Source organism: Devosia sp., assembly GCF_039927955.1.
In the GTDB taxonomy this organism is placed as follows: domain Bacteria; phylum Pseudomonadota; class Alphaproteobacteria; order Rhizobiales; family Devosiaceae; genus Devosia.
The window spans coordinates 14,081-36,195 of sequence record NZ_JBDSUA010000040.1 but is presented as its reverse complement, the minus strand read 5'-3'; the positions used below and the strand labels follow the sequence as shown (position 1 = coordinate 36,195).

Annotated in this window: 26 protein-coding genes and 1 tRNA gene; 9 read left to right on the top strand and 18 right to left on the bottom strand. The window is 57.9% G+C overall.

What is annotated here, in order from left to right; translation table 11 throughout:
• The first annotated feature begins 168 nt into the window (after positions 1-168).
• The gene (locus ABIT12_RS11170) at positions 169-1,125 is read left to right on the top strand and encodes a hypothetical protein (RefSeq protein ID WP_348043376.1); all 957 of its coding nucleotides are present in this window, start codon (positions 169-171) and stop codon (positions 1,123-1,125) included.
• A gap of 39 nt (positions 1,126-1,164) precedes the next feature.
• Here the strand turns inward: ABIT12_RS11170 and ABIT12_RS11165 are convergent, their stop codons facing one another.
• Positions 1,165-2,115 (bottom strand): ring-cleaving dioxygenase, encoded by a 951-nt coding sequence (locus tag ABIT12_RS11165; protein ID WP_348043374.1) that lies wholly within the window; start codon positions 2,113-2,115, stop codon positions 1,165-1,167.
• A 46-nt stretch (positions 2,116-2,161) separates the two neighbouring features.
• The gene (locus tag ABIT12_RS11160; RefSeq protein ID WP_348043372.1) at positions 2,162-2,377 is read right to left on the bottom strand and encodes a hypothetical protein; all 216 of its coding nucleotides are present in this window, start codon (positions 2,375-2,377) and stop codon (positions 2,162-2,164) included.
• Positions 2,378-2,500: 123 nt separating this feature from the next.
• On the opposite strand from ABIT12_RS11160, the gene ABIT12_RS11155 reads away from it, so the two are divergent.
• Positions 2,501-2,577, top strand: a tRNA-Met gene (locus ABIT12_RS11155).
• Positions 2,578-2,693: 116 nt separating this feature from the next.
• Here ABIT12_RS11155 and ABIT12_RS11150 read toward each other — a convergent pair.
• Positions 2,694-3,536 (bottom strand): hypothetical protein, encoded by an 843-nt coding sequence (locus tag ABIT12_RS11150; RefSeq protein WP_348043370.1) that lies wholly within the window; start codon positions 3,534-3,536, stop codon positions 2,694-2,696.
• Between the two features lie 628 nt (positions 3,537-4,164).
• Positions 4,165-4,755 carry a hypothetical protein gene (locus ABIT12_RS11145; protein ID WP_348043368.1) on the bottom strand — a complete coding sequence of 197 codons (591 nt, stop codon included), beginning with the start codon at positions 4,753-4,755 and terminating at the stop codon, positions 4,165-4,167.
• 135 nt (positions 4,756-4,890) lie between these two features.
• Here ABIT12_RS11145 and ABIT12_RS11140 point away from each other — a divergent pair, with 135 nt between their 5' ends.
• Positions 4,891-5,196, top strand: a complete 306-nt coding sequence (locus ABIT12_RS11140) for a hypothetical protein (protein WP_348043366.1) — start codon at positions 4,891-4,893, stop codon at positions 5,194-5,196.
• 128 nt (positions 5,197-5,324) lie between these two features.
• Positions 5,325-5,798, top strand: a complete 474-nt coding sequence (locus tag ABIT12_RS11135; protein WP_348043364.1) for a hypothetical protein — start codon at positions 5,325-5,327, stop codon at positions 5,796-5,798.
• 112 nt (positions 5,799-5,910) lie between these two features.
• Here ABIT12_RS11135 and ABIT12_RS11130 read toward each other — a convergent pair whose 3' ends face one another.
• Together ABIT12_RS11130 and ABIT12_RS11125 are read right to left on the bottom strand one after the other, a co-directional pair.
• Positions 5,911-6,120, bottom strand: a complete 210-nt coding sequence (locus ABIT12_RS11130; RefSeq protein WP_348043362.1) for a hypothetical protein — start codon at positions 6,118-6,120, stop codon at positions 5,911-5,913.
• A 134-nt stretch (positions 6,121-6,254) separates the two neighbouring features.
• A complete protein-coding gene (locus ABIT12_RS11125; RefSeq protein ID WP_348043360.1) occupies positions 6,255-6,479 on the bottom strand; it encodes a hypothetical protein in 225 nt (74 codons plus the stop codon).
• Here ABIT12_RS11125 and ABIT12_RS11120 point away from each other — a divergent pair.
• The gene (locus tag ABIT12_RS11120) at positions 6,453-6,725 is read left to right on the top strand and encodes a hypothetical protein (RefSeq protein ID WP_348043358.1); all 273 of its coding nucleotides are present in this window, start codon (positions 6,453-6,455) and stop codon (positions 6,723-6,725) included. The two genes, ABIT12_RS11125 and ABIT12_RS11120, sit on opposite strands and share 27 nt — an antisense overlap.
• Before the next feature lie 227 nt (positions 6,726-6,952).
• Here the strand turns inward: ABIT12_RS11120 and ABIT12_RS11115 are convergent, their stop codons facing one another.
• A complete protein-coding gene (locus tag ABIT12_RS11115) occupies positions 6,953-8,461 on the bottom strand; it encodes a type IV secretory system conjugative DNA transfer family protein (RefSeq protein WP_348043356.1) in 1,509 nt (502 codons plus the stop codon).
• Positions 8,462-8,936: 475 nt separating this feature from the next.
• On the opposite strand from ABIT12_RS11115, the gene mobQ reads away from it, so the two are divergent.
• Positions 8,937-10,034 (top strand): MobQ family relaxase, encoded by a 1,098-nt coding sequence (gene mobQ, locus ABIT12_RS11110; RefSeq protein WP_348043354.1) that lies wholly within the window; start codon positions 8,937-8,939, stop codon positions 10,032-10,034.
• Positions 10,035-10,759: 725 nt separating this feature from the next.
• Positions 10,760-11,653: a zincin-like metallopeptidase domain-containing protein gene (locus tag ABIT12_RS11105; protein ID WP_348043352.1), complete on the top strand. Its 894-nt coding sequence runs from the start codon at positions 10,760-10,762 to the stop codon at positions 11,651-11,653.
• Between the two features lie 428 nt (positions 11,654-12,081).
• Here the strand turns inward: ABIT12_RS11105 and ABIT12_RS11100 are convergent, their stop codons facing one another.
• The 4 genes from ABIT12_RS11100 to ABIT12_RS11085 form a co-directional block, all read right to left on the bottom strand.
• The gene (locus tag ABIT12_RS11100; protein WP_348063341.1) at positions 12,082-12,699 is read right to left on the bottom strand and encodes a class I SAM-dependent methyltransferase; all 618 of its coding nucleotides are present in this window, start codon (positions 12,697-12,699) and stop codon (positions 12,082-12,084) included.
• A gap of 153 nt (positions 12,700-12,852) precedes the next feature.
• The gene (locus ABIT12_RS11095) at positions 12,853-13,053 is read right to left on the bottom strand and encodes a heavy-metal-associated domain-containing protein (RefSeq protein ID WP_348043348.1); all 201 of its coding nucleotides are present in this window, start codon (positions 13,051-13,053) and stop codon (positions 12,853-12,855) included.
• 64 nt (positions 13,054-13,117) lie between these two features.
• Positions 13,118-13,597, bottom strand: a complete 480-nt coding sequence (locus tag ABIT12_RS11090) for a cytochrome b/b6 domain-containing protein (RefSeq protein WP_348043346.1) — start codon at positions 13,595-13,597, stop codon at positions 13,118-13,120.
• A gap of 30 nt (positions 13,598-13,627) precedes the next feature.
• Complete coding sequence (locus tag ABIT12_RS11085) at positions 13,628-14,188, bottom strand: TetR/AcrR family transcriptional regulator (RefSeq protein WP_348043344.1); 561 nt, start codon at positions 14,186-14,188, stop codon at positions 13,628-13,630.
• Between the two features lie 16 nt (positions 14,189-14,204).
• On the opposite strand from ABIT12_RS11085, the gene ABIT12_RS11080 reads away from it, so the two are divergent.
• Positions 14,205-14,573 (top strand): hypothetical protein, encoded by a 369-nt coding sequence (locus ABIT12_RS11080; protein WP_348043343.1) that lies wholly within the window; start codon positions 14,205-14,207, stop codon positions 14,571-14,573.
• A 92-nt stretch (positions 14,574-14,665) separates the two neighbouring features.
• Here the strand turns inward: ABIT12_RS11080 and ABIT12_RS11075 are convergent, their stop codons facing one another.
• The 5 genes from ABIT12_RS11075 to ABIT12_RS11055 form a co-directional block, all read right to left on the bottom strand.
• The gene (locus ABIT12_RS11075) at positions 14,666-15,361 is read right to left on the bottom strand and encodes an antibiotic biosynthesis monooxygenase (RefSeq protein ID WP_348043341.1); all 696 of its coding nucleotides are present in this window, start codon (positions 15,359-15,361) and stop codon (positions 14,666-14,668) included.
• Positions 15,362-15,635: 274 nt separating this feature from the next.
• Positions 15,636-16,436: a DUF930 domain-containing protein gene (locus ABIT12_RS11070; RefSeq protein WP_348043340.1), complete on the bottom strand. Its 801-nt coding sequence runs from the start codon at positions 16,434-16,436 to the stop codon at positions 15,636-15,638.
• Positions 16,418-16,768 carry a hypothetical protein gene (locus ABIT12_RS11065; RefSeq protein WP_348043339.1) on the bottom strand — a complete coding sequence of 117 codons (351 nt, stop codon included), beginning with the start codon at positions 16,766-16,768 and terminating at the stop codon, positions 16,418-16,420. Before ABIT12_RS11065 ends, ABIT12_RS11070 begins: the two co-directional genes overlap by 19 nt.
• A gap of 89 nt (positions 16,769-16,857) precedes the next feature.
• Entirely contained in the window at positions 16,858-17,277 is a 420-nt protein-coding gene (locus tag ABIT12_RS11060; protein WP_348043337.1) for a DUF305 domain-containing protein, read from the bottom strand.
• Positions 17,278-17,331: 54 nt separating this feature from the next.
• Positions 17,332-19,893 (bottom strand): heavy metal translocating P-type ATPase, encoded by a 2,562-nt coding sequence (locus ABIT12_RS11055; RefSeq protein WP_348043335.1) that lies wholly within the window; start codon positions 19,891-19,893, stop codon positions 17,332-17,334.
• 93 nt (positions 19,894-19,986) lie between these two features.
• Between ABIT12_RS11055 and cueR the strand changes: the two genes are divergently transcribed.
• Complete coding sequence (gene cueR / locus ABIT12_RS11050) at positions 19,987-20,403, top strand: Cu(I)-responsive transcriptional regulator (protein WP_348043378.1); 417 nt, start codon at positions 19,987-19,989, stop codon at positions 20,401-20,403.
• Between the two features lie 931 nt (positions 20,404-21,334).
• On the opposite strand, the gene ABIT12_RS11045 is transcribed toward cueR, so the two are convergent.
• Positions 21,335-21,619: a copper-binding protein gene (locus ABIT12_RS11045; protein WP_348043333.1), complete on the bottom strand. Its 285-nt coding sequence runs from the start codon at positions 21,617-21,619 to the stop codon at positions 21,335-21,337.
• 23 nt (positions 21,620-21,642) lie between these two features.
• Entirely contained in the window at positions 21,643-22,113 is a 471-nt protein-coding gene (locus tag ABIT12_RS11040) for a cupredoxin family protein (RefSeq protein ID WP_348043331.1), read from the bottom strand.
• Positions 22,114-22,115: the final 2 nt, after the last annotated feature.

The window sequence follows — 22,115 nt, the reverse complement described above, 5'->3', positions numbered from 1 at the left end:
TGATGGGGAGGGATCGAGGGTGGGGTGGGGCCAAGCCAACAACACTGACCCGCCCCATTTGCTCGTCTAAGGGTTTCGGGCTAGAGACGGACAAAATCGGGGGGTCGGGCTATCGCTACCATCGTTGTTATCGTCTGCGCCTGCCTGCTCGCCTTTGGGCTGACCCTTTTGATCGAGCGCCGGGCGGCGGCGATCGGGCTGGTGCAATCTCCCAATGCGCGCTCGTCCCATACCAGGCCAACGCCCAGCGGCGGCGGGGCGGCGATCGCAGTAGCCGGCGCACTGGTTGGGCTCTATCTGTCGCTGTCCGGCGGTTGGGTGCTGCTGGCGATTACCGTGGTGGCGGCCGGCATTGCGCTGCTTGGGTTTCTCGACGATCTGTTTGATCTGTCTCCCGCCATCCGGTTTCCAGTACAGGCGGTTCTGGTTGCGGTTCTGGTGGTGACTGCCTCGCCGCTACCGGGCATTGCCTTGCCGTTTAGCCTGACATTGGGCGGCTTCGCCCTCGGCGTCCTCGTCGTGCTGGCAGGCATCTGGTGGATCAACCTGTTCAATTTCATGGATGGGATCGACGGTATTGCCGCCAGCCAGGCGATTATCATTCTACTCGGCGCAGCGGCGTTGTGGCTGGCGCAGGACAGTACGGCACTGGCCTTACCGCTGTTGGTGCTGCTGTTTGCGGTGGTGGCTGCTGCGTTCGGCTTCATGGTGCGCAATTGGCCGCCGGCGAAGATTTTCATGGGCGATGCCGGCTCGAATTTTTTGGCAATGGTCATCCTGGCCGTGGCCGCGCTCACCATTGCCAATGGAGCGCTGGGCTATGCTGGCTGGATCATTCTGGTGTCGGTGTTTCTGGTGGATGCTACCGTGACGCTGGTGCGCCGGCTGTCGCGAGGGGAGAGGCCGTGGATTGCCCACCGCCGCCATGCCTATCAGCAGCTGTCGCGCCGGTTTGGTCACCGCAACATCACGCTGCTCTATGCCGGGCTGAGCCTGTTGTGGGCGCTGCCGCTGGCGTGGTGTGCGCAAGCGCGGCCGGATCTGCAATGGTGGCTGGTGATCATATGCATCGTGCCGCTGGCGGGGTTCACGCTCTGGGCAGGGGGCGGGGCGGCAACGGAATAGACACGCGCCTCCCGTGCGGAAGGCGCGTGCATTTGCTGGCTAGACCAGCGGCTTGAGATTGGCTTCGATACTGGCGCGGCGGCCTTCGAGGAAGGGCGGCAGCGACAGGGTTTCGCCGAGATGTTCCAGCGGCTCATCCGTGGCAAAGCCGGGGCCGTCGGTGGCGATTTCGAACAGGATGCCGTTGGGCTCGCGGAAGTAGAGCGAGGTGAAGTAGTAGCGTTCGACTTCGCCGCTGGAGCGCAGGCCCATATCGGTGACCCGGCGCACCCATTGGCGCAAGGAATCCTGATCCTCGGTGCGGAAGGCCACGTGGTGGACGCCACCGGCGCCGGGCTGGGTGGCCTTCAACTCGGGCTGCACGGCGACATGCAGTTCTGCAGACGGACCACCTTCGCCCATTTCAAAGACATGGGTTTCCGGCTGGCCGTCCCTGGCACTGTATTCACGCACCTTGCGCATGTTCATCACCTGGGTCAGCACCGCTTCGGTGCGGTCCAGCCGGGGCACGCTCATGGTGATCGGGCCGAGGCCGATGATCTGCCGATTGGCGGGCACCGGGCTTTTCTCCCAGGGCTTCACTGTGTTGGCGGCATCAATGACCATGCGGAAGCGCTGGCCTTCGAAGTCCTCGAAATCGAGCGACAGGTGGCCGGCGCGATCCTTGATGGCGCTGGTGCCGACATCGTGGCTCTGCAGGTGATCCTTCCACCAGTTGAGCGCGTCCTCGCTATCGACGCGCAGGCCGGTGCGGGTGACCGCATGGGTGCCGCGGCGTTCGCGGCCGGTTTCAAAATCAAAAAAGGTCAGATCGGCGCCGGGCGACGCTACGCCATCGCCATAGAACAGGTGATAGGCCTCGGTCTGGTCCTGATTGACGGTTTTTTTGATCAGCCGCATGCCCAGCGTTTCGGTATAGAACTTGAGGTTCTTGCCGGCCTCGGCGGTGACGGCGGTCAGATGGTGGATGCCTTTGAGTTCGAGGGTCATCGAATGTCTCCTGTGGGCGCTCCTCATAGCCGCGCCGTGTTGAACTTTAGATAGAGCGTTCCGGCCGGCAGGGTGAGATGGACAATAGCAACAGGCTGTTGTCGATTTTTGAACAAACTCGTGGCGCATTTGCGATGCGCGGCATCGTCGCCGGATGCGTTAAGTCCGATGTGAACATATCAGAAACAAAATGGCTCAACAGCGGGCGCAGGCGGCCATCGAGCACCGGCGGTTCGAGGATGATCTGGAACGGTGCGTGCATTTGCCAGTAAACATGGGTCGACGCGCGTGCTTGCGACTTGACAGCGGCAGGGTGTAAAACTAATACCTCGCCTTGTTCTTCGGAACGCTGCCATGCGGGCTTTGCCGCATGCTGGCACCTTGGAGCGGAGTAGCTCAGTTGGTTAGAGCAGCGGAATCATAATCCGTGTGTCCCCAGTTCAAATCTGGGCTTCGCTACCAAATTTCATAATGAAATCAAGGCCCCAATAAAATGAGGCCTTGATCGTTTTGAGATTAGGACGCGTTTAGGACGCCGATACGGTGTTGTCGTCTAATACGTGGCCCGGTCGCGGCGGTTAAGGATTGAGCAGCGTCATCGCCCGTTCCCGAATCGTTGTGTGCAGCGCGGCGAGCCCTTCACCGTTGTTGAGATAGTGAATGGCACGCAGGTGGCGCAGGTCGAAGGGGATGTCGTTCATCGACTGCGTAATCAGAATGACTTCGCGGCCGATCGCGTGGGCGATGCCGATCTCATAGAAGACGTTGGCGTTTTTGCCGGTGCAGTCAGCCACTATGATCCGCGACCTTGAGATCAGCGTCGCGATATCCTGGATGATATGGGTGTGGAGCCAGATGTCGTCAGCTCGATTGACCATCATCCCTACGGCGGCACCAGCAGCCTGGATAGTGGCGTAGACGTTCGCGAAGCCCGCATCGAAGGGCATCATCGCTGACATCTGGCGCGGATCGATGGCAGTCCGATCCCCCAGTTGGAAAACCGTTGCCTGGTTTATGTTGGGGCTGATGGCACGGATGACCAGACGGTAAAGATCGACGTCCTTAATCGCCCAATGCGTCCTGCTGAACTCGAAGCCGTTCATCTGGAGCTCGTCCGAGATAGTGCTGAGCCAGTCGACATCTATGGGCGGGATCGAGTTGTCGTAAGAATATTCGATCGTAACGTCGCCGCCATTGCGCGCGGACACGTTGATGATGCGGCCGACCCGCGCAAGATTGTCGCCACTGTTCTGCTCGGGCATGAAAAGGGCGGGATAGTTCCGCAGCCTGGCGAAATCGATCGTGGCGCCGTTGCGATGCGCCGCGATGATGTGGTCTTCGGTGTACTCGAAGATGCGCGAGCCGGTGAAGCTGCTCTGGTGCGAGGGCCACCCGCCGGACATGACTAACAGATTGAACAAGGCGATTCCTCGAAGACGACGCTTCCGTTCATATTTCACGCCAGCCCCTAGAAGGACAAGCGGTCGATCGACCGTCTCCGTCAATCACGCGAAAGCGCCAGCATCCAACCTGAGCGCTGCCAGGCTTGAGGCGCCGGGCAGGTTCGTCTCCTGCCGCCGGTAAACAATGCCGTTCCGGGCCGGGCTAATGACGGCTGTTGGTTCAAAGCCAACGTCAACACCTCGATAGCTGATGGACAGCGTGCCATCCCAACTAGCCGCGATGACGACCCGTCTCGCTCCAGCACGGTCGGGAAGTGGATAGAGCTCTCGCTGAAAATAGCGGGCCGGCTCCGCAGGCATGTCGCGTTTTCGAAATCCGATATCTAAAGGTAGGCGCGTGCATGGGCCGATGAATTCTTGACAGGGTTTCACCGACATGCGTGTCGATACGATTTATCCATGGCAGTATCGGTTCAGACTTTTGCGCGAAAGCGCAATTGACCTAGGTGTTTGCGAATATATGCAGGCTCCAGCGTCAAACAGCGAGTAGACGGACGCTGCAAATTTAAATGAGGTTAAGACAGACCACAGTCAAAACTAGTATCAAAATTTTTAGTAACCATGACAAACGAATATTCAATATTTATCAGATACTATCGATTCTCAATGATCTTTCCTCATCTGTTTCAAACTTGGTTAGCTGGGAAATCCTTGACTCCATGCTCGTAAGATTTGGTTTATAGTTATCTATTATCAAATTTTGAATTTTCTCTCGGTTCTTCTCTACTCCTTTATATATTAGTTTCGATAATTTGATCGAAATAGATAAGGCTCCTGCGTCCACAGAAATTACGGGAATATATCTCTCACAAATTCTATCTATTGGAGATATATAGACGCGATGACCATAAAATTCGTCACTCGCGCTCTTTTGGAATATATCGCTAAGTTGAAGAACAACGATTGATCCAGGCTCCAGTCTTTTTGAAAGGTCACGAAGAACTGTTCGTTTCTCTATATCTTCTTCAAAGTAGATATCTTCAAACCATGGGTCGTCAGCGGACATCGGCTTTCCTGATCTGTATGACCCCCCGAGATCCATCGCATTCAATCTCTCAAGTTCGGTCCTAAAGCGTTGAATTTCAGCCACGGCCTTCTTGTTCCAGGCAGTATTTTCTCTGCCATACGAGACACCTTTGTTGGGGACATATCCCCGAAACGGCAGAATCAGACCCATCAAACTCTCCGTTAACCACAAACATTCCGACCTGGGGTGCTTTGCAATCTGACTCGGTTCCAAGTTTAGTGTCTGCAGATTTCGAGTGGCGGCCGCAACGGTCGTCAACGTAGTCTTTCGACACGGAGTATTAGTATGCGGAAAACTATTAACGGGAAGATACTCGACACCGCCACGGCTGAGTATATGTGCGGGGTCGCCTGCAATTTCTACGGTGGCGACTTTGCCTGGCATGACACGGACCTCTACCGCTCAAAAAAGGGGCAATGGTTCTTGGCAGGAGAGGGCAACTGTTACTCCATGTGGGGCCGCGAAACCGCTGGTGGCTTTATCCCCGGTGAGGGCATTCGCATTCTGTCCGACAGCGAAGCGCTTCGCATCCTCGAAGCCGAAAATGCGGACCACCTGATCGAAGAATACTTCAAGATCACCGAGGGCTAATCGCACTTTTACGCTTCGGCACTGTCCGAGCGTAAGGCGAGCAATTTTCTTAACAGATCAGCACGGCGCTAGCGACGGTCGATTGACCGCCGTCCGGCCTGCTATTCGTAAAAACAAGGAACATTCAAATGCACATTGGTGTCAAAGTCGTACTGAACTTGGTCTTAGTGGCAGCGACTGTTGCCGCGATGGCAGTCTTTCTGATCGGTTTGCCCGAATTGGTCTATGTGGCCGATAGCGGCGACGCATGGCCCGGCGAACATTCCATCCGGCTCCTAGAGATTGTTTTTTCTTCTGGGGAGCTCGACCCAATTGTATGCTTTGAGTTTGCGGTTGACCCAGCTTGTTTGCGTGACGAATTGCTGGACGGGACGCTATTCAACAGACTCTCGGACGAAAGCGGAGCCATGTTAATCCGTAACTTCGGATGGCTGTTGTATTGCGGGCTCGTTTACGTAGTTCTTCGTGCCGCCAGCTTTTCCCGTACCTGGCTTGGCCTGATGAGCGAGGTGGCTGAAGCTTTCCTTTGGTGGGTGCCGACAATACACGTCTTCTGGCTAAGCATTGCGCTGGCCGGGGCATACGTCGTCAGCCTTCTCTGAAGGCTTCGATAATTCGATAATTCGATAATTCGAAAAACCGAAAACGGCGAGGTGTGAGATGGCGTACGATCGTGCCGATATCGGCAAACGCATTACGGAGATTGAGCAGAAGCTAATAAGCGAGGGTAAAGACCCCTCGGTCAGCGAGGTCGTAGACGCAGCGGTTGCTGCGGGTATTTGCGGGCGCGGCGTTGCTCAGCAGGTTCTGGCTGAGTTGCGTAACGCCCGCAAGCAGAAGGAGTCTGAAGTGGCGGTGACGGTGGACAGCGGCCCGCTCCCCGACGAGGTCGGCAGACTGGTATTCCATATTGATGAACTTCATCAGGTGGTCGACAGGATAAAGCGTGCGGTTGGGCTGGCGGCAGCGGCCAGCTTGGAGGATGTGAAATCCACGTTCGGTGCCATCATCGCGGACCAGGGCATGGCTCTTAAGCGCATCGAGGAGGACCGGAGCATTCAGGCTGAAATAATGAAGCGTCCCTCGCTCATGCCCAGAGCGTTGGGGAAGAGACCGGAGCCAAGCTGGCGGAAGCCGACGCAGAACGGTCCAATCTTTATGCGCAAATTTCGGAGGTCGAAGAAGCGCGTGATGCCCTTCTTGCCCGTGCCGCGATTGTGGAACGGGAGTGCGAGCAGCACCAGAGCGCCGCCGCGATGCTGCGTGCCGATCTCGAGGCGCATCGTAACGACCTTGCCGCCGCGCGCCATACCGAGGTCTCGCTGCGTGATGAGTTACGTATTGCGACCGCCGGATTGATCGATCGTGCCGAGCATTTGAATCTCAAGGCGCAGTTTGAGGCGCTGGCGGTGATGCTGGTCGATGAGAAGACGCGGAATGCAGAATTGCATGCCCAGATTCTGCGTATCATGGGTACGATTGTGCGATCCGAAATCGATAGCGCTGCGACTTCTGTCGCACCAGAATAGCGTCGCTACAGAACATGAAATTCGCGTGCCCATCTGCGTGCCCCACTTGGGGTGTGCGCGTGCAGCCTGCATTGCCCCGCGATCACGATGCGGCCTTCGCCCTGTGTTGGCTGCTGGCTCGTTCGCGGTCAGGATTGTGTGGTTGGATACAGATCGATCCGAACGAATTTAATGCAACTGCACAGGGCCATCTGAGGCGGGCAATATCGAGAGCCGTGATTTGTCCGTTAGTTATCTTTATAGTGCGGATGATGGTACCATTTAATTCGCGCCAATTTTGCCGGTGATTTACCTCTGATCAAGCAGATCATTTGGTCGACGGGTAGTTCGAGTATGTCGGACACGCTGAGCAGATTTTCTTTAATTTCGGATTGGCTATTCGTTTGCCCGGCGGCGCTGGTCTGGAAGCTTGTGCCCTCACTCCACATTGTCTTGTAGCCGCTTATGTCAGATAGCCATTTCGCAGTCCGCAAATCGGCGCGACCCAAGTTGAACACGCGGGTAGTAGCGCAGGAGCCAAGAATGGTATCAGCCGCGTATTCGCCGTAGACCGCCTCGAGGCTACCGCGATCTTGCAGCACGAAAATCGTTTCGAGGTTCATGCCGGCCGCAACGGTTGCGATATCGACAACGCGTTGTAAGAGGCCGAGTCTTGTGAATTCGTCGGCAATAAATAGGACAGGCTTTGCGGCCTTGCCACGTTGGTCCTGTTGTACCATGAGCGCCAAGAGTTGATTGGTTAGTAGTCGGAGGAATCCCGCCTGCGGGCCAACTTGATCCAATGGCACGACAATGAATAGGTCAGTGTCGCCCCCAAGCAGCATATCGAACCGGAAGCCGGTTTCGGCGGCAAGAAACCCCCGCATATGTTCGGCTGCGGTCCATTTCAACGATCTTGCCACGGTGGAGATGATAGCTCCCCTCTCTTTGTCACCCATTTGCAAAAACGAGCCGGCTAGATCAGCAGCACGGCCGCCCGCAAGGGCAGGAGTGTCGGCCCAGGCAACGAGGGTATCGGAGAAAGTGGCGCTCAATACCAGCTTGCGCACATCATGCAGCGTGGCCTTTGGCCCTTCGAGTTCATGCGCGACCTCGATTGCCGTGGCCAAGCAATCGCGCGCCCGATCTGCAAAATGCGCCCCGTCGCCGTTTTCCACTAACACTAGGCCATCGGCAATGACCGCTGCGTCACGGTCTCGGTGCTCCACCCTAATGAATGACATAGGATTAAATTTTGCCGTGCCTTTGAACCCGGTAGTCCCGAAGGGATCGAGGACGGCCACTTTCCTGCCCGGCGATTTCCGGCGCTGGCCTGTGATGCTGGCAAGCTCGCCCTTGATATCGAGCGCCACGAGCGGGCCGGAGTGGTCGAGAATGGCAGGGACCAACGCGCTGACAGACTTGCCACCGCGCGTTCCGGCGATGACCGCATGGTGGCCACCCAACCAGCCCTCGTCGTCATTCTTAACGTAGCGAGCGATCTTGCCGGCATGGATGCCCAGCGGTAGGCCGCTTGAATTGGCGGTCAGTTCCTTAAGCTGGCTATCTTCCATGAAGCCGCCGCGCCAGGGACCATTTTCGGCGACGCGATTGACCGGATGCTTTTTCCGCCAGGCGCGTGTCCAGTCAGTGCCGAACATTCCGAACAGCAGGATGGCGAAAAGCGCGATCCCGACAACGAGCAGGGTCCATCCCGTCCAGTGCGTGGGAAGCGTCAACGACGAAAAATCCAGCATCACTCATCCTTCGCCAGTCCTTCGAGGAAGATTGCGAGAAAATCCCGGTCCCGTTGCCTCGTGTGGAAGTCGAGAAGATGCTGTCGCACATAGCGCCTTAACGCTGGGTTGCGCTCCATATGATCGAACAAGAACGATCCTAATAGGACTTGAAGTCGATCGGTGCGTTTCTTGTCCTGGCGGAGTTGGCGGGCCTTGTGCTGCACGAGTTGGGCTTCGACCCGGGACTTTTTGGCTTCCAGTTCTTTGATGCGATCAGATGTGGGAGATGTCATAGGAAGGAAGACCTTGAAATAGAAAATGCGCGCTTATACATTACTGCGTAACGTGCGCGTCCTCAATGGGGCTTTACCCCAGCCGGACGGCTTCCCCGGCTTCGACCAGTAGGTCGAAATGGGGATATCCGCACTCCCCAAACCCTGGCGCTAGCATCATGCCTGCTGGACCACAATGACGAGAAAAGGAGGGCAAGGCAGTGGCCATTTACCGCTTATCTGCCCAGGTAATTTCGCGGGCAGATGGCAGATCGGCCACGGCGGCGGCCGCCTATCGTTCCGGTGGCCGGATTGCCGATGAGCGAACCGGCGAGGTTTATGATTATGAACGGCGTGGCGGCGTGGAGCATGAAGAGATCATGGCGCCGGCCAACACCCCGCAATGGATGCTTAACCGTGAGGCTTTGTGGAATGCGGTCGAACGCGTCGAGAAGCGCCGCGATGCGCAGCTGTGCCGTGAGTTGCAACTGGCGTTGCCCCACGAGATGGATCGTGCGGCTCAGCTGGAATTGGTGCGAGGCTTTGTCCGGCAGGAGTTCGTTGCCCGGGGCATGATCGCCGATATCGCCATTCATGCCTCGCATCGCCAAGGCGACCCGCGCAACGACCATGCTCATGTCATGCTCACGCTGCGAGAAATCACCCAGGAGGGCTTCGGCGCCAAAGATCGATCCTGGAATGATCGGGCGCTGCTCGGCCAGTGGCGCGAGGGATGGGCCGAGCATGTCAATTATGCCTTAGCACGAACCGGCCATGAAGACCGCGTCGACCACCGTACTCTCGAAGCCCAGCGAGTGGATGTTGAGCGCCAGGCGGTTGATGCCCGTGCTGCCAATGACAATGACCGCGCCGAAATCTTGGAGGTTGAGGCGGTCATTCTCGATCGAGAACCGCAACCCAAGATCGGCCATATCGCCATGGCCCTGGAGCGACGCGGTGAGCGCACCGAGCGGGGTGATTATTGGAGGTCGGTGATCGCCAGCAATATGGCCAGGCTCCAGAACTGGCTTCGCTTACAACAGGGCCGCCTGGCGACGGCCTGGGAAATTGTGCAGGCAGTATTAGAACGTGACCATGGCCGTAGTCCCCCGAGGCCCAGCCCAGTTGGCCGGGATACCAGTGGGGCCGACAGCGGGCGGGTGCCGGATCGCGAGGCGCGCATCTATTCCCAGGAACAACGAGATCGATTGTTGGGGCGTCGCCCGCCTGCAACGCCGGAGAGCAGAGACGAGGGCGAGCGGCAGGCAGCCACTCCGAAACCGAGAGGAAAAGGCCGCGACGATGACCGAGAGCGTTAGCGACCGCACGCAATGGGCGTTTTCTATTTGTTGCCGGTTACGGCGTCTTCAAGAGCGCCAGTACCGTTGCAAATCACGTTGCCCCTTTCGGTGAACTTCAGGCGTCATCAGTCGGCGTTAAAACAGTGACAGCAGAGCCCCTGGGCACCGCCAGTTACGCAGTTGTAGGTATGTAGCAGTGCATGCACCTAGTATCGGCGTATGCAATTCGATTGCGCTCGGCCTGATCAACTCAGCCGGTTTCGATGTCGCGCTGCGCTAGCTTTCGGCGGGAAAGCTCAACTGCTATCTCTTTTTTTGTAAATCCCGACATAACTGCTCCTTCCAGATTAACAGGATGTGGGGAGATTGCTCCACGCGCAACAACCGCCGGATGCGGGCCTTATCAATCACTTCCTCAATGGCCGAATTGCCGGGCCATTGGTTGCGCCCCGAGCCTATGGTCTCGGCCAAGTGGTAGCTGTCCCGTTCGCGGCATGAGCCTCCTGCTCATGTGGATTGCCGCCATTGGCGACTTCTTCTCTTTCGATGGGGCTGCGCCCCTTCTCCCGTCAAGCACTGGACGCCAGAGGGCGCGCGACCATGGTGGTCTCCCCAGCCTTCCTTCCGTTGGTCGTGCAGCCTGGGTGATCCCCCTCCACCATGGCCGGTACTGGACGGTTTCAACCCCCTCATTGCCGGGAGCTAGCCCGGGTTCATGCGAACCCGCAAGCTAGGAGATTGACGTGAAGAAGGACCTTTATCAGACCGTGACGGACACCATCATCAAGGACCTGGAATTTGGTATTCGGCCATGGATGCAACCTTGGATTGTGGGTGGGGAAGGTGGCCAGCTCAATCGGCCATTGCGCGTCAATGGCGAGGCCTATCGAGGAATCAATGTGCTGATGCTCTGGGGATCGGCCGCCGAGAACGGCTTTTCGTCGCCGACCTGGATTAGTTTCAAGCAGGCCCAGGGCATGGGCGCCCACGTCAGAAAAGGCGAGCGCGGAACCATGGTGCTTTATGGCGGAACGCTGACCCGAACGAAGCTGAACGAACAGATCGGCGAGGAGAACGAGCGGGGTATTCCGTTTCTCAAATCGTATTCGGTTTTCAATGCCGACCAGATCGAGGGGTTGCCGGCCAAATTAGTCAAGCCGCCGGTGAAGATGCTGGACCCAACCCAGCGCATCGAGCAGGTGGACAGGTTTGTTGCAGCAGCTGGTGCAGAGGTACGCACTGGCGGAGCGATGGCCTTCTATCAGCCGGAGTGTGACTTGGTGCAGATGCCGAGTTTCGAGGCATTTCACACGCCGGAAGGCTTCTATGCCACCCTGTTGCATGAGTTGACCCACTGGACGCGCCACAAGTCGCGGCTGGATCGCAGTTTCGGGCGCGAGCGCTGGGGCGATGAAGGTTACGCCGTCGAGGAATTGGTAGCCGAACTGGGTGCAGCGTTCCTTTGTGCCGATTTGCAGATCACGCCGACTGTCTGCAAGGATCATGCCGCCTATATCGGCAATTGGCTAAAGGTGCTGAAGAACGACAAGCGGGCGATCTTTACCGCCGTATCACATGCTCAGAAGGCAGCAGATTTCCTGAACGGATTGCAGAAGAAAGAGGGGGCGGCCGCGTAAGCGGCAGTCACACCGCTCAGAAGAATCGGCGCCTGCTGAGGCGGGCGCCGAATGCGCGGGGCAAACTGGACGATTGGCGTTCCCACGCCTGGCTGTGAGGCGTTCTATAGCCGCCAGTGTGTTGATTGCCACGGATATCTGACCCTGTTCTAATTCGTCGATACGCCCCAACGGGGAGCGCATGCGCTTGCGGTGCCGCGTCACGCTGATGGCCTTTAGGCTCGGATCGAGATCGGTCGATTCGGCGGGCAAGCGGAGACGTGGCAACTGGTCCCAGTGCTGGGCAACTACCATCAGCTCGAAAGCGCAGCCGCACCCGCCGAACCGTACGAATTCAACGCCAAGCTCCTCCTGTCATCAGGCAGTGAGCGCGACGAAATGGACTTCGCCATGACGGAGCCCGAAGGCCACCACCATTAAAGGCTGCCTTAGCCTAGTTTTGCGAACGTGCTGAATTGGAACTTCTGCACGGTACCCCAGGGTGTGGTGTGGTCGTGCCGGCGCGTTGCTAGGAGCTTGAAGCCGGTTCCAAAGATGGCCTGCAGGCTGCCCGCGTCGTGCCGCGCGATTTCAAGGCCGCTGCACTTTTCCGGGCCGTCCGGGGCGAAGGTTCCGATGACGGCCTTGCCGCCTTCTGCCAGCGCCTGCGTCATGACTTCGGTATATTTCTTCTGGTCGGCTTGAGCGGTAAGGAAGTGAAACGCTGCCCGGTCGTGCCAGATGTCATAAACACGTGTGGGGTGCCATGTCGTTACGTCGGACATGATCCACTCGACGCGGTCTGTTGCCGGCATCCGGGTGCGGGCGAGGTCCAAGGCACTCGCCGAAAGGTCTAAAACGCTGACATGGGCCTGGCCTGCTGCAATCAGGGTATCGACGAGACGCGAGGCGCCACCGCCGATATCGATGATGGCTGATGCAGGTGTGGCGCCGGCCTCGGCAAGGAGCGCCATCGAAAGCTCGGGGGAAACTTCGAACCAGCTCACCTCGTTTTCGCCCTTGGTGGAATAGACGCTGTCCCAATGCGAAGTGCGTTCTGTTGGCATTTTTTTTCGTTCCGTTTTGGCCATCGTATCGGGGCATTAGAGACGTGAAAATCGACTATCTATCGACAAGCCATCAATAAAGGACTTTTGAAGCCCGGGTTGGAACGACCTTCCCGGGACTTTTCGAAGGGTGGCAGCCGGACCGTTCCCAGCTTAAGACAGAAGAGTACCCGTGTAGCCCACAGCTTCGAAGGCCTCAACGAAGCTGGTCGCGGGCCGGGCGCTGTCGATGCGCACCGCCTTGGTTACGAGATCGATAGACACCTTCGCCCCGGGATCGACGCCCTTCACCGCTTTTTCGACGGTCCCTGCGCAATGAGAGCATGTCATGTCGTCGATTTGAAAATTGAGCATTCGAAAACCTCGTGTTCAGTTGACGTGACCGTGCGTCATTCCAAGATGGCAAGGTCAAGTGGCTTTAATGCTGTCGGTATCGACCAAACGGTAGCATTCTCGCCAGAACCCCGCGCTCGCCATTCAACCGACGTGCCAACAGGCTCAGCAGATGCACACCGATCAGCGCCAGCAACAGATAGGCGAGCGCTGTGTGCGCCCGAGCGCCTACCGTCGTGGGGACAACGGGTATTTGCGGCAGTTGCAGACCGAAGGCGCTCGGCGGCGGTGTGAACGGAGAACGTTGGCCTGCTGTCAGGCCAGTCAGCGCTAACATGATCGCAATGGAGTAAAGCGCGGCGTAAAGCAGTGAAGATAGACGCACCGATATCGCGGCCATTCGGGACACGACCCGCAGCAACAGACGCGCCAAGATGAGCGCCAGAACAGCGAGGCCAAGCGAGGCGTGCCAGGAACCGCCAAGGGCCTTGCTTCCGGCAAAACCGGTTACGAAGGCTGGGACCAACAACAGCACCGTGCCCCAATGGCCGGTCTGCATCAGCATGCTCCAGCGGCGACTCCTCAAAGCCATTGGCTACTGCCTACCCAAACCCGTCTTCCCGGCGCTCAGGCTGTCAACGATTAGATCGATGAAGCGGCGCGGGTCGTTTACATGACCATCGCCCGCCGCAGCCTTCAGGCAAAATTGGGTGAGTTCAACGGCGGAGTAATCGGTCCGGACGCCTCCCGCTGCGGCTGCCGCAGCGATGCACTCGCGCACTAGATGCAGCAACCGGTGATGCGCGGTGGCCATGTTGGATGAGTGGTGCAGGAACGCTGGAGCTCCCGAACCGTGTCCGTTGGTTTGCAGCGTCGAATATAGCGTGAGTACGTTCCGTAGCGCCGTCATCGGGTCGGGCGCCAACGCCCGCGCCGTTTCGAGTTGGGCAAGATGTTGCTCGACCTGGCGTTCGTGCCAGGCAGCTATCGCCGCAGTGACATCGGCGAAATATTTGTAAAGGGTCGCTCGGCTGATGCCCGCAGCGATGGCCAGCTCGGACTTTTCCCCGTTCTGGCGCAAACTGCTGCTGACCCTGCATGTCGTGACATCGGTAGGTCTGATCGGGGCCGTCGCAGCCTTCCTGATATTGGCCATAATCGGCGCCACTTCAATGGATATGGCGCTAGTCGACGCCAGCTACCTCGGAATGAACCTGATCACCTGGCCGATCATCGTGCCGCTGGCCTTCCTCTCCTTGCTAGTGGGCGTACTGCAGTCCCTCGGAACGCCTTGGGGGCTTTTTCGCTACTACTGGGTCATCGCCAAACTGGTCTTGACCGTGGTCGCCGTCGTCGTCCTGCTGATACAAACTCCGATCATCGGGTCACTGGCGCAGGCCGCGCATGGGGGGGACCTGACGTCGCTGGCTTCCGGCAGGTTCGCCATGATCCTGCATAGTGCAGGCGGCATGGCGGTCTTGGTGCTGGCAACCATCCTATCGGTTTATAAGCCGCGCGGAATGACAAGCAGTCGGTTCTAACGCGGCAGAACACCACTTGACCTCCAACGGGAGGAGCCTCACAGCGTTTCTGGCCCCACGACGATCGTGCCGAGCTTATTCCGGCTGCGAACTCACTTGATCCATTGTGGAGTTGCCATGAGATACTCTGGCTTGCCATCCAGAAGCAGCGTCACCTCTCTCATGTAGCTCTTGAACCACTTCGCGTGAGCAATCTGATGGAAGGCATCCATCGTCTCAAACACCTGAGCTATCCTAATGATGGTGTCGTCCCGCACATCGAACGCGTACAAGTAGTTTGTCTCTGCCGGATTTTCCGAGGCTCGCTGACGCACCCGCTCGTCCCAAAGCTGCTTCACCGCGTCGCGCTTTCCAGGCTTGGCTTTTAGCGACACCGAAATGGCCAGCTGCGATGCCAGATAATCCTGCATCTTCTTAAACGGCCCGGACGCCGGCAGCCGGTTGATGAGCTTTGTCACGGTCGACTGCGAGGTTTGCGACAGCGCGACTTGCGAATTTAAGCTACTCGATTTGGTCCACTGCGGCGTCGCCATGTAATACTTGGGTTCCCCATCAAGAAGTTGGGTCACCTCCTTCATATAGGCTTTGAACCATTCCGAGTGGGACGTCAGATGGAAGGCGTCCATGGACTCAAAGACCTCGGTTATGGTGACGATGGTATCGTCACGCATGTCGAATGAGTACACGTAGCTGGTTTCAAGCGGATTCTCAGCAGCGCGATTCTGCACGCGTTCCCGCCAAAGCTCAAAAAGTGCGCCGCGCTTTCCGGGCTTGGATTTCAGTGTCACGAATATCGCGAGTTGGGGCACGTTGAACCTCGCTGACGCAAAAGACTAAGGAATGAAGGGTGTTTTGCCAGCCGATCCGTTCTATGGGACTCAGCTATGCCCAACACGCGACCCAAGCTTGCACCTTCCTACCGTTGGAAGGTCAACAGGTAGCCGAAGTTCTAGACACATCAATTTCAAGCATGCTTCGAAATGCCGTAACTTTGTCTTTAATCTCCTGTTTTTCGCTGGTCGCCCACAACACATGGCCTCCGCGCTACGGCGCGAGCCGAATCTAGTCTAGTTCGACGTCGTCATCGATGAGATTGTGACTTTCCCATCGCTCTTTCGGGATTGCCGGCCCCGGCGCGAACGAAAATGCGCTGACGCTGAGGTAGTCCGGCGCCACTGTGCAGGTCAGCCGGATTTCGTACCATTTGCGGTTGAGGCGGTAGGCACCCCCCGGTGCCTCTAGAGTGTACTCCCTGACCGTGGTCTCCGCCAAAGCGGATGGGTCCAGCGAGTCCGGCCGCTCGCCCGGATGAAACAGGCGCAACTGCTCGAGCCCTTCTATGTTGCACAGCTGGGTAATGCGTTCGCTGCGGTCCAGCAGTGTAAGTGTGTCCCGCACCTGTTGATTCTTCGGGTCTTTGAGGATGTCGTTGGCGAGAAATTGGGTGGCCTGAATCGTGTTCGGCTCGGGAACTTCAGACGCGGGCTCGGGTTTGGGTTCCAGAGGTTGCGGGCGTGCCTCGGGTTGCGGCTCTACAGCCGGCACCGCCTGCGGCACCGTGTCAACCGGCCGCGTGGCGCGTAGGTAGTCCGCCTCGCTGATAATGTCGATGGCGATGCTCGGAACAGTAGGCGCCTCGAGCTGCCGCGTGGCGAACATGGCCCACATGGCGGCGAGTGTTAGCCCGTGCAGCAGCAGCGAGGCCGGAAGCGCGCGGACAGTTGACCACACGGGGGCATCACCCCGCGCAGTCCCTAGTAGGCGTGGCCGAAAAATCAGAATGGCTTCTCCGAAGAAGGCAAGACTGGATGTCCCTGCCTCCCGCGTGCGGTCGGCATAATGCCCTAACTGATCTTGGTCCAATTGGGCCGTTCAGGCACTTGCCGGGGCTTCGTCCCTTCACGTTGTTGGCTTCTGTGCGCGACATATCTCGCGATCGCCAAAGCGATCGTGGGCCACAGCATAGTGTTGAGAACGTCGACAATCGAGCCGCTGAAATCCACCTCGTGGTAGAGGTCGAGGACTTCGTTGATCAGTTCAAAGCCTAGAACGATCAACCACGGGACCGGACTGGCTGGGCCGCGCCGCAAAGCAAGAATGGCGATGATGTAAATGCCGAGTCCAACGTGGATGTGAAGCGCATCTCGGCTCAAGTGGAGCAAATCAGTGAGCAGGATTTTCAGATTGTTGAGCATGGAGCCCTCCCCGCCCTAGCTAGACCCCAAAGGATTGCAGGAAGCTGAATCCGTGTTGGGGACGCGCTTATGCGCATCCCCATGCTTAATTATTCCTTGGCGCCTTCAGATTCGAGCCAAGCGATCATGTCGGCGATTTCCTTTTCCTGGGCGTCGATGACCTTTTGGGCCATGTCCTTGGCCCACTTGTTGTCACCATACTGCAGCTCGGCCTTGGCCATGTTGATCGCGCCCTGGTGATGCGGGATCATCCCGCAAACAAAAGCCACGTCGATGTCAGGGTTTTGAGCCCCGGCCATCATGTTAGCGTTCATGGAGTCCATGCCGGCCATCAGTGCCGTATGCGCCTCATCCGCCTCGTGGTTCATGCCGCCCATGTCGCCCATGGGCTTTTCGACGGGTGCCGCCGGCAGACAGACGGCCGGCAGGGCGGCGTCCTCGGCAAAAGCCTGCGGTGCGAAGGCCAAGGTGAGTGCTAGTGCGGTCGTTGCAAGTGTCGTTTTGATCATGATTGTATCCTTGTAGAGTTGGCCGGTCTGTTGCCGGACAGTGGGTAAACGCGTTCAGTCGATATGGGTGCTGCGCAGCCGTAGGGCGTTGCCAATGACGCTGACCGACGATAGCGCCATGGCTGCCGCCGCAAGCGCCGGTGACATTAGCAACCCGGTGAGCGGATAAAGGATGCCGGCCGCGATCGGGATACCGGCGGCATTGTAGGCAAAAGCGAAAAATAGGTTTTGCCGGATATTGCCCATAGTGGCTTGGGAAAGGCGGCGGGCCTTCACGATGCCCATCAGGTCGCCGCTGAGGAGTGTCACACCGGCGCTTTCCATGGCCACATCGGTGCCCGTCCCCATGGCGATACCCACGTCAGCTGCCGCTAGCGCCGGCGCGTCGTTCACGCCGTCGCCGGCCATTGCAACGATGCGCCCTTCCTTCCGGAGCCGTTCCACCACGGCGCTCTTGCGCTCAGGCAGCACGTCGGCCTCGACCTCATCGATGCCCAGCGTCTTTGCCACGGCCTCCGCCGTGATGCGGTTGTCGCCGGTGAGCATCACAACGCGAATGTCGCGTTCCCGCAGGGCAGCAAGTGCTGCAGCAGTCGTCGGCCGCACCCGATCGGCAATGGCGATGACGCCAGCAGGTGCCCCATCGACCGCCACCAGAATGGCCGTCGCCCCGGACGTTCGGGCCTCGTTGGCGGTCTGGACCAAGGCGCCCGATGCAATGCCCGCCGCTTCGAGATAGCCGGCGCTGCCAATGAGCAGGCGCTTGCCGTCCACCAGACCCGTCACACCCTTGCCAGAAGGAGAATCCACTTCAGTAGGGTTGCTGAGGGCCAGCTTTAGTTCCGTAGCGGCAGTGACCACTGCCTTGGCTAACGGATGCTCGCTGGCGCGTTCAAGGCTGGCGGCAAGACGCAGTAGCTCTGCCTTGTCAAAGCCGCCCATGGGCTGCACCGACGTCACAGCGGGCTTGCCCTCCGTCAGTGTACCGGTCTTGTCGACCACCAGTGTGTCGACCTTTTCCAGCCGCTCGAGTGCCTCGGCGTTCTTTATCAACAGGCCGAGCCCGGCACCCTTGCCCACGCCCACCATGATCGACATGGGCGTTGCAAGTCCTAGAGCACACGGACAAGCGATGATCAGCACGGAAACTGCTGCCACCAGCCCATGCGCAAACCGGGGTTCCGGACCGAAAAAGCCCCAGCCGATAAAGGCCAGCACGGCGATTGCTATGACAAGCGGCACAAACCAGCCGGATACGTGGTCGGCCAGCCGTTGGATTGGGGCCCGTGACCGCTGGGCCGTGGCCACCATCTGCACGATCTGGGCCAACATCGTGTCGCGCCCGATTTTCCGCGCCTCCATCACCAGGGCGCTGCTCTGGTTGATGGTGCCGGCGATCAAGTTGGCGCCCTTCGCCTTGGAGACGGGCATCGACTCCCCCGTCACCATAGATTCGTCGACGGAGCCGCGCCCTTCTTGCACCAGCCCATCAACCGGGACTTTTTCACCGGGTCGGATGCGGAGACGATCTCCCACCGTCACCAGTTCAAGGCTGACTTCCTCGTCCGTGCCGTTGGCGCGGATACGACGGGCTGTCTTCGGCGCGAGGTCCAACAGCGCCCGAATGGCGCCGGAGGTCTTGTCGCGCGCACGCAGCTCGAGCACTTGCCCCAAAAGAGCAAGTGCGGTGATCACTGCCGCCGCCTCGAAGTAAACCGGCACGGCGCCCCCCATGCTCCGCAGGCTCATGGGAAAGAGGTCCGGTACCAGCGTGGCCACGACGGAATAGAGCCATGCGACGCCAACACCCATGGCAATGAGCGTGAACATGTTGAGGCTGCGGTTGCGCAGCGAGGCCCAGCCGCGCTCGAAAAACGGGTAGCCCGCCCACAACACCACCGGCGTGGCGAGCACCAGCTGTATCCAGTTCAGCCCGCTGCCGGAAATCCAGCGGTGCAGGCCCAGCAGGTCGCTGCCCATGCCGATCACGAAGACGGGGACGGCCAGCGCCGTCGCCACACAGAAACGACGGGTCATGTCAGCCAGTTCGTGATTGGGTGTGGCCTCCGCCGTCGGCATTTCCGCCTCAAGCGCCATGCCGCAGATCGGGCACGACCCGGGGCCTTCCTGGCGGATTTCCGGATGCATCGGGCAGGTGTAGATGGTGCCGGCGGGCGGTGCGACAACCGGCGCTTTCGGGGCGACGCGTATGTAGGTTTGCGGCGCCGCTTCAAACTTGGTCTCGCAACCGGCTGAGCAGAAATAATAGGCTTTCCCGTCGTGCATAGCGGTGTTCTTGGCCGTGGCGGGATCCACCGTCATGCCGCACACGGGGTCCTTAACCTTGCCGTCAGCGCCTGGCGCGCCGTGGCCGTGCCCATGATAATGGGCAGGTGCCGGCGCCGCTTCGGCCTTTTTAAGGTACTCGGAGGGGTCGGCCATGAACTTGGTTTTGCAGCCATTGCAGCAAAAATAGAAGGTCCTCCCCCCGTAGGTCGCGACGTGTTTCGCGCCGTCTTTGGTGACGGTCATGCCGCAGACCAGGTCAACCGCAGTGCTCGAATCTGCAAGGCCGTGCTGCCCGGCATGGCCCGGTGTCGTGCCGTGGGTGCTCATATCTTGCGTCCTGTCTTTTTGGCTCATATGGTACTGTGCACCTTCCGACCGTGGGAAGGTCAACAACCTATAGAAAAATAATTAGAGGCGATGATGCAGATTGGTGAAGCAGCAAAAGCCACGGGCGTTTCGGCCAAGATGATCCGCCACTACGAGGCTATTGGGCTGGTGCCTGCCGCCGACCGACGTGAAAGTAACTACCGCGACTATTCAGGCAGCGACCTGCACCGGCTGGGCTTTATCCGCAGAGCCCGCGACCTCGGTTTTTCCATGGATGAAATCCGAGACCTTCTGAAACTGTGGTCGGATACTGAACGCTCCAGTGCCGATGTGAAGGCTCTGGCCGAACGTCATGTCGCGGAACTGAATGAGAAAATTGTGATGCTACAAGCGATGAGCAGGACGCTGGGCGCGCTCGTCGAGGCCTGCGAAGGGGACCACAGGCCGCATTGCCCAATTTTGGATGACCTGGAGGGTGGTAAGAGGCGCCGCACCCACCATGTCTCTTGAGGCTAGTTTAACTTTGTTCGTCCATAGTCATTATGAAATATCCAAATAAATCTAGGCGAAGTATGCTAATTATCCAAGGTAGTATCACCACCCTATATCGGCAAATTAAAGTAATTAAATGAATATTCGTTTCCTGCGGTATTGATCCATTTTAGTGAATATTCATTTTTGGCGTTAGATATTTTGTTTATCGCACACGCGGTAACGTCTATGCCGGCAAGTGAAAAGCGGCCTATTAAGTTTGATAACATTTTTTCAGGCGACGCTATCGCTTCATTTATAAATGATTGGGAATTTAGAATTTTCTCTATTTTCAAATGTAAGCTATAAGCCTGATTGACGACGTGCATAATTGTTCCCGTGAGACTGAATTCTAGCGGACTACGCGGAATAAATATCTAAGCTCGCTCTGCGGGCGACTGGACGGAGTCATCTCGTGCGACGCTTAATGGCCCGAAGGTCCTGCGGCCTGAGGTCTGCCAATTTGCTCGCCATTCCCAGACAAAAGCCGCAACGCAACTTGAGGAACCCATGGACCCCAAACGCACCACATGGGCGCGGAACTGCACGAGGACTTGCTTTTGATCGCGAAGCCAATTGGCTTCGGTCTTCGGCCACGCTGCATCCGCGAAGTCGTTTAGCTTGCACGCCGGACCGTGTACTTTGGCCGAGCTTTGCGGATGGTGTTCCGCCAGAGGCCTGCGGCCATCTCGCGGAACACTCGACACTCTCGAAAATGCCAACGTGGCAAAACGCATCAGAGATGCCATATCGATCACGCTGAAACCCCGTTGCTAACAATCAGGGCACACTTCGCCCCAGGTCACAGCTCGATAGGAATATCTCGCTTAACGGGCAACTTCTCAGTGGCAATCAACACCCTTGTGACTATGGCGTACGGCTTTGTATTCCTTACGTCATGTGGCTTAACTTAGGTACGCGGTTGGAGTTTGACGATCGTAAGTTTGCCGTTTATCCGATCTGCTTCAAATATTACGAGATCTCCAACCTTCACCTGGGTTAGCATTTCTGGATCGGCAACAGTAAAAACCATTTTCATGGCGCCCATATCGAGATTAGTGATCGCATCGTGCTTTAGGGTAATCTTGGCCTGGGCCTCATTGATCTTAACAATTTCTCCATTTACTGGGACGGTTTGGGCTAAGGCAGCAGTTGAAATCATGGCGAGGGCAGCAGCGAGGACAAATTTGCGCATTTTGGTAACTTTCGAATTTCTTATCATTGGACAACGATTGTTCCGAACATGCCGCCTTCGCGGTGTCCGGGAATAAGGCAAGAAAAGTCAAAGTTTCCAGCGTTGGTGAAGCGCCAAACGATGTCGGTGACGTCGCCTGGTTGAAGCCTGACCGCGTTTGGATCGTCGTGTTCCATGTCGGGGTTTTTTGCCATTTCCACGGCGTGTTCAAGGTTTTGCTCAAGAGTGGCGAAAACCATTTCGTGCTCGAGCTCCCCGGCGTTCCTGATGCGAAACCGCACCTGCTCCCCGACGCGTATCTTGATGTTGTCGGGCAGAAATTTCATCCCGCCGTCGATCTCTCTGGCGGTGATCATGATCAGACGCGCAGGCTTGGATGCATCCCCGGGCTCGCCAAAAGCGACCTCGTGATCTCCGGTATGACCTTCGTTTGCCAGCGCTAAGCCGCCTGACATCAGCGTTGTCAGCATCGCGAGAGCTATCAGTTTCTTCATTG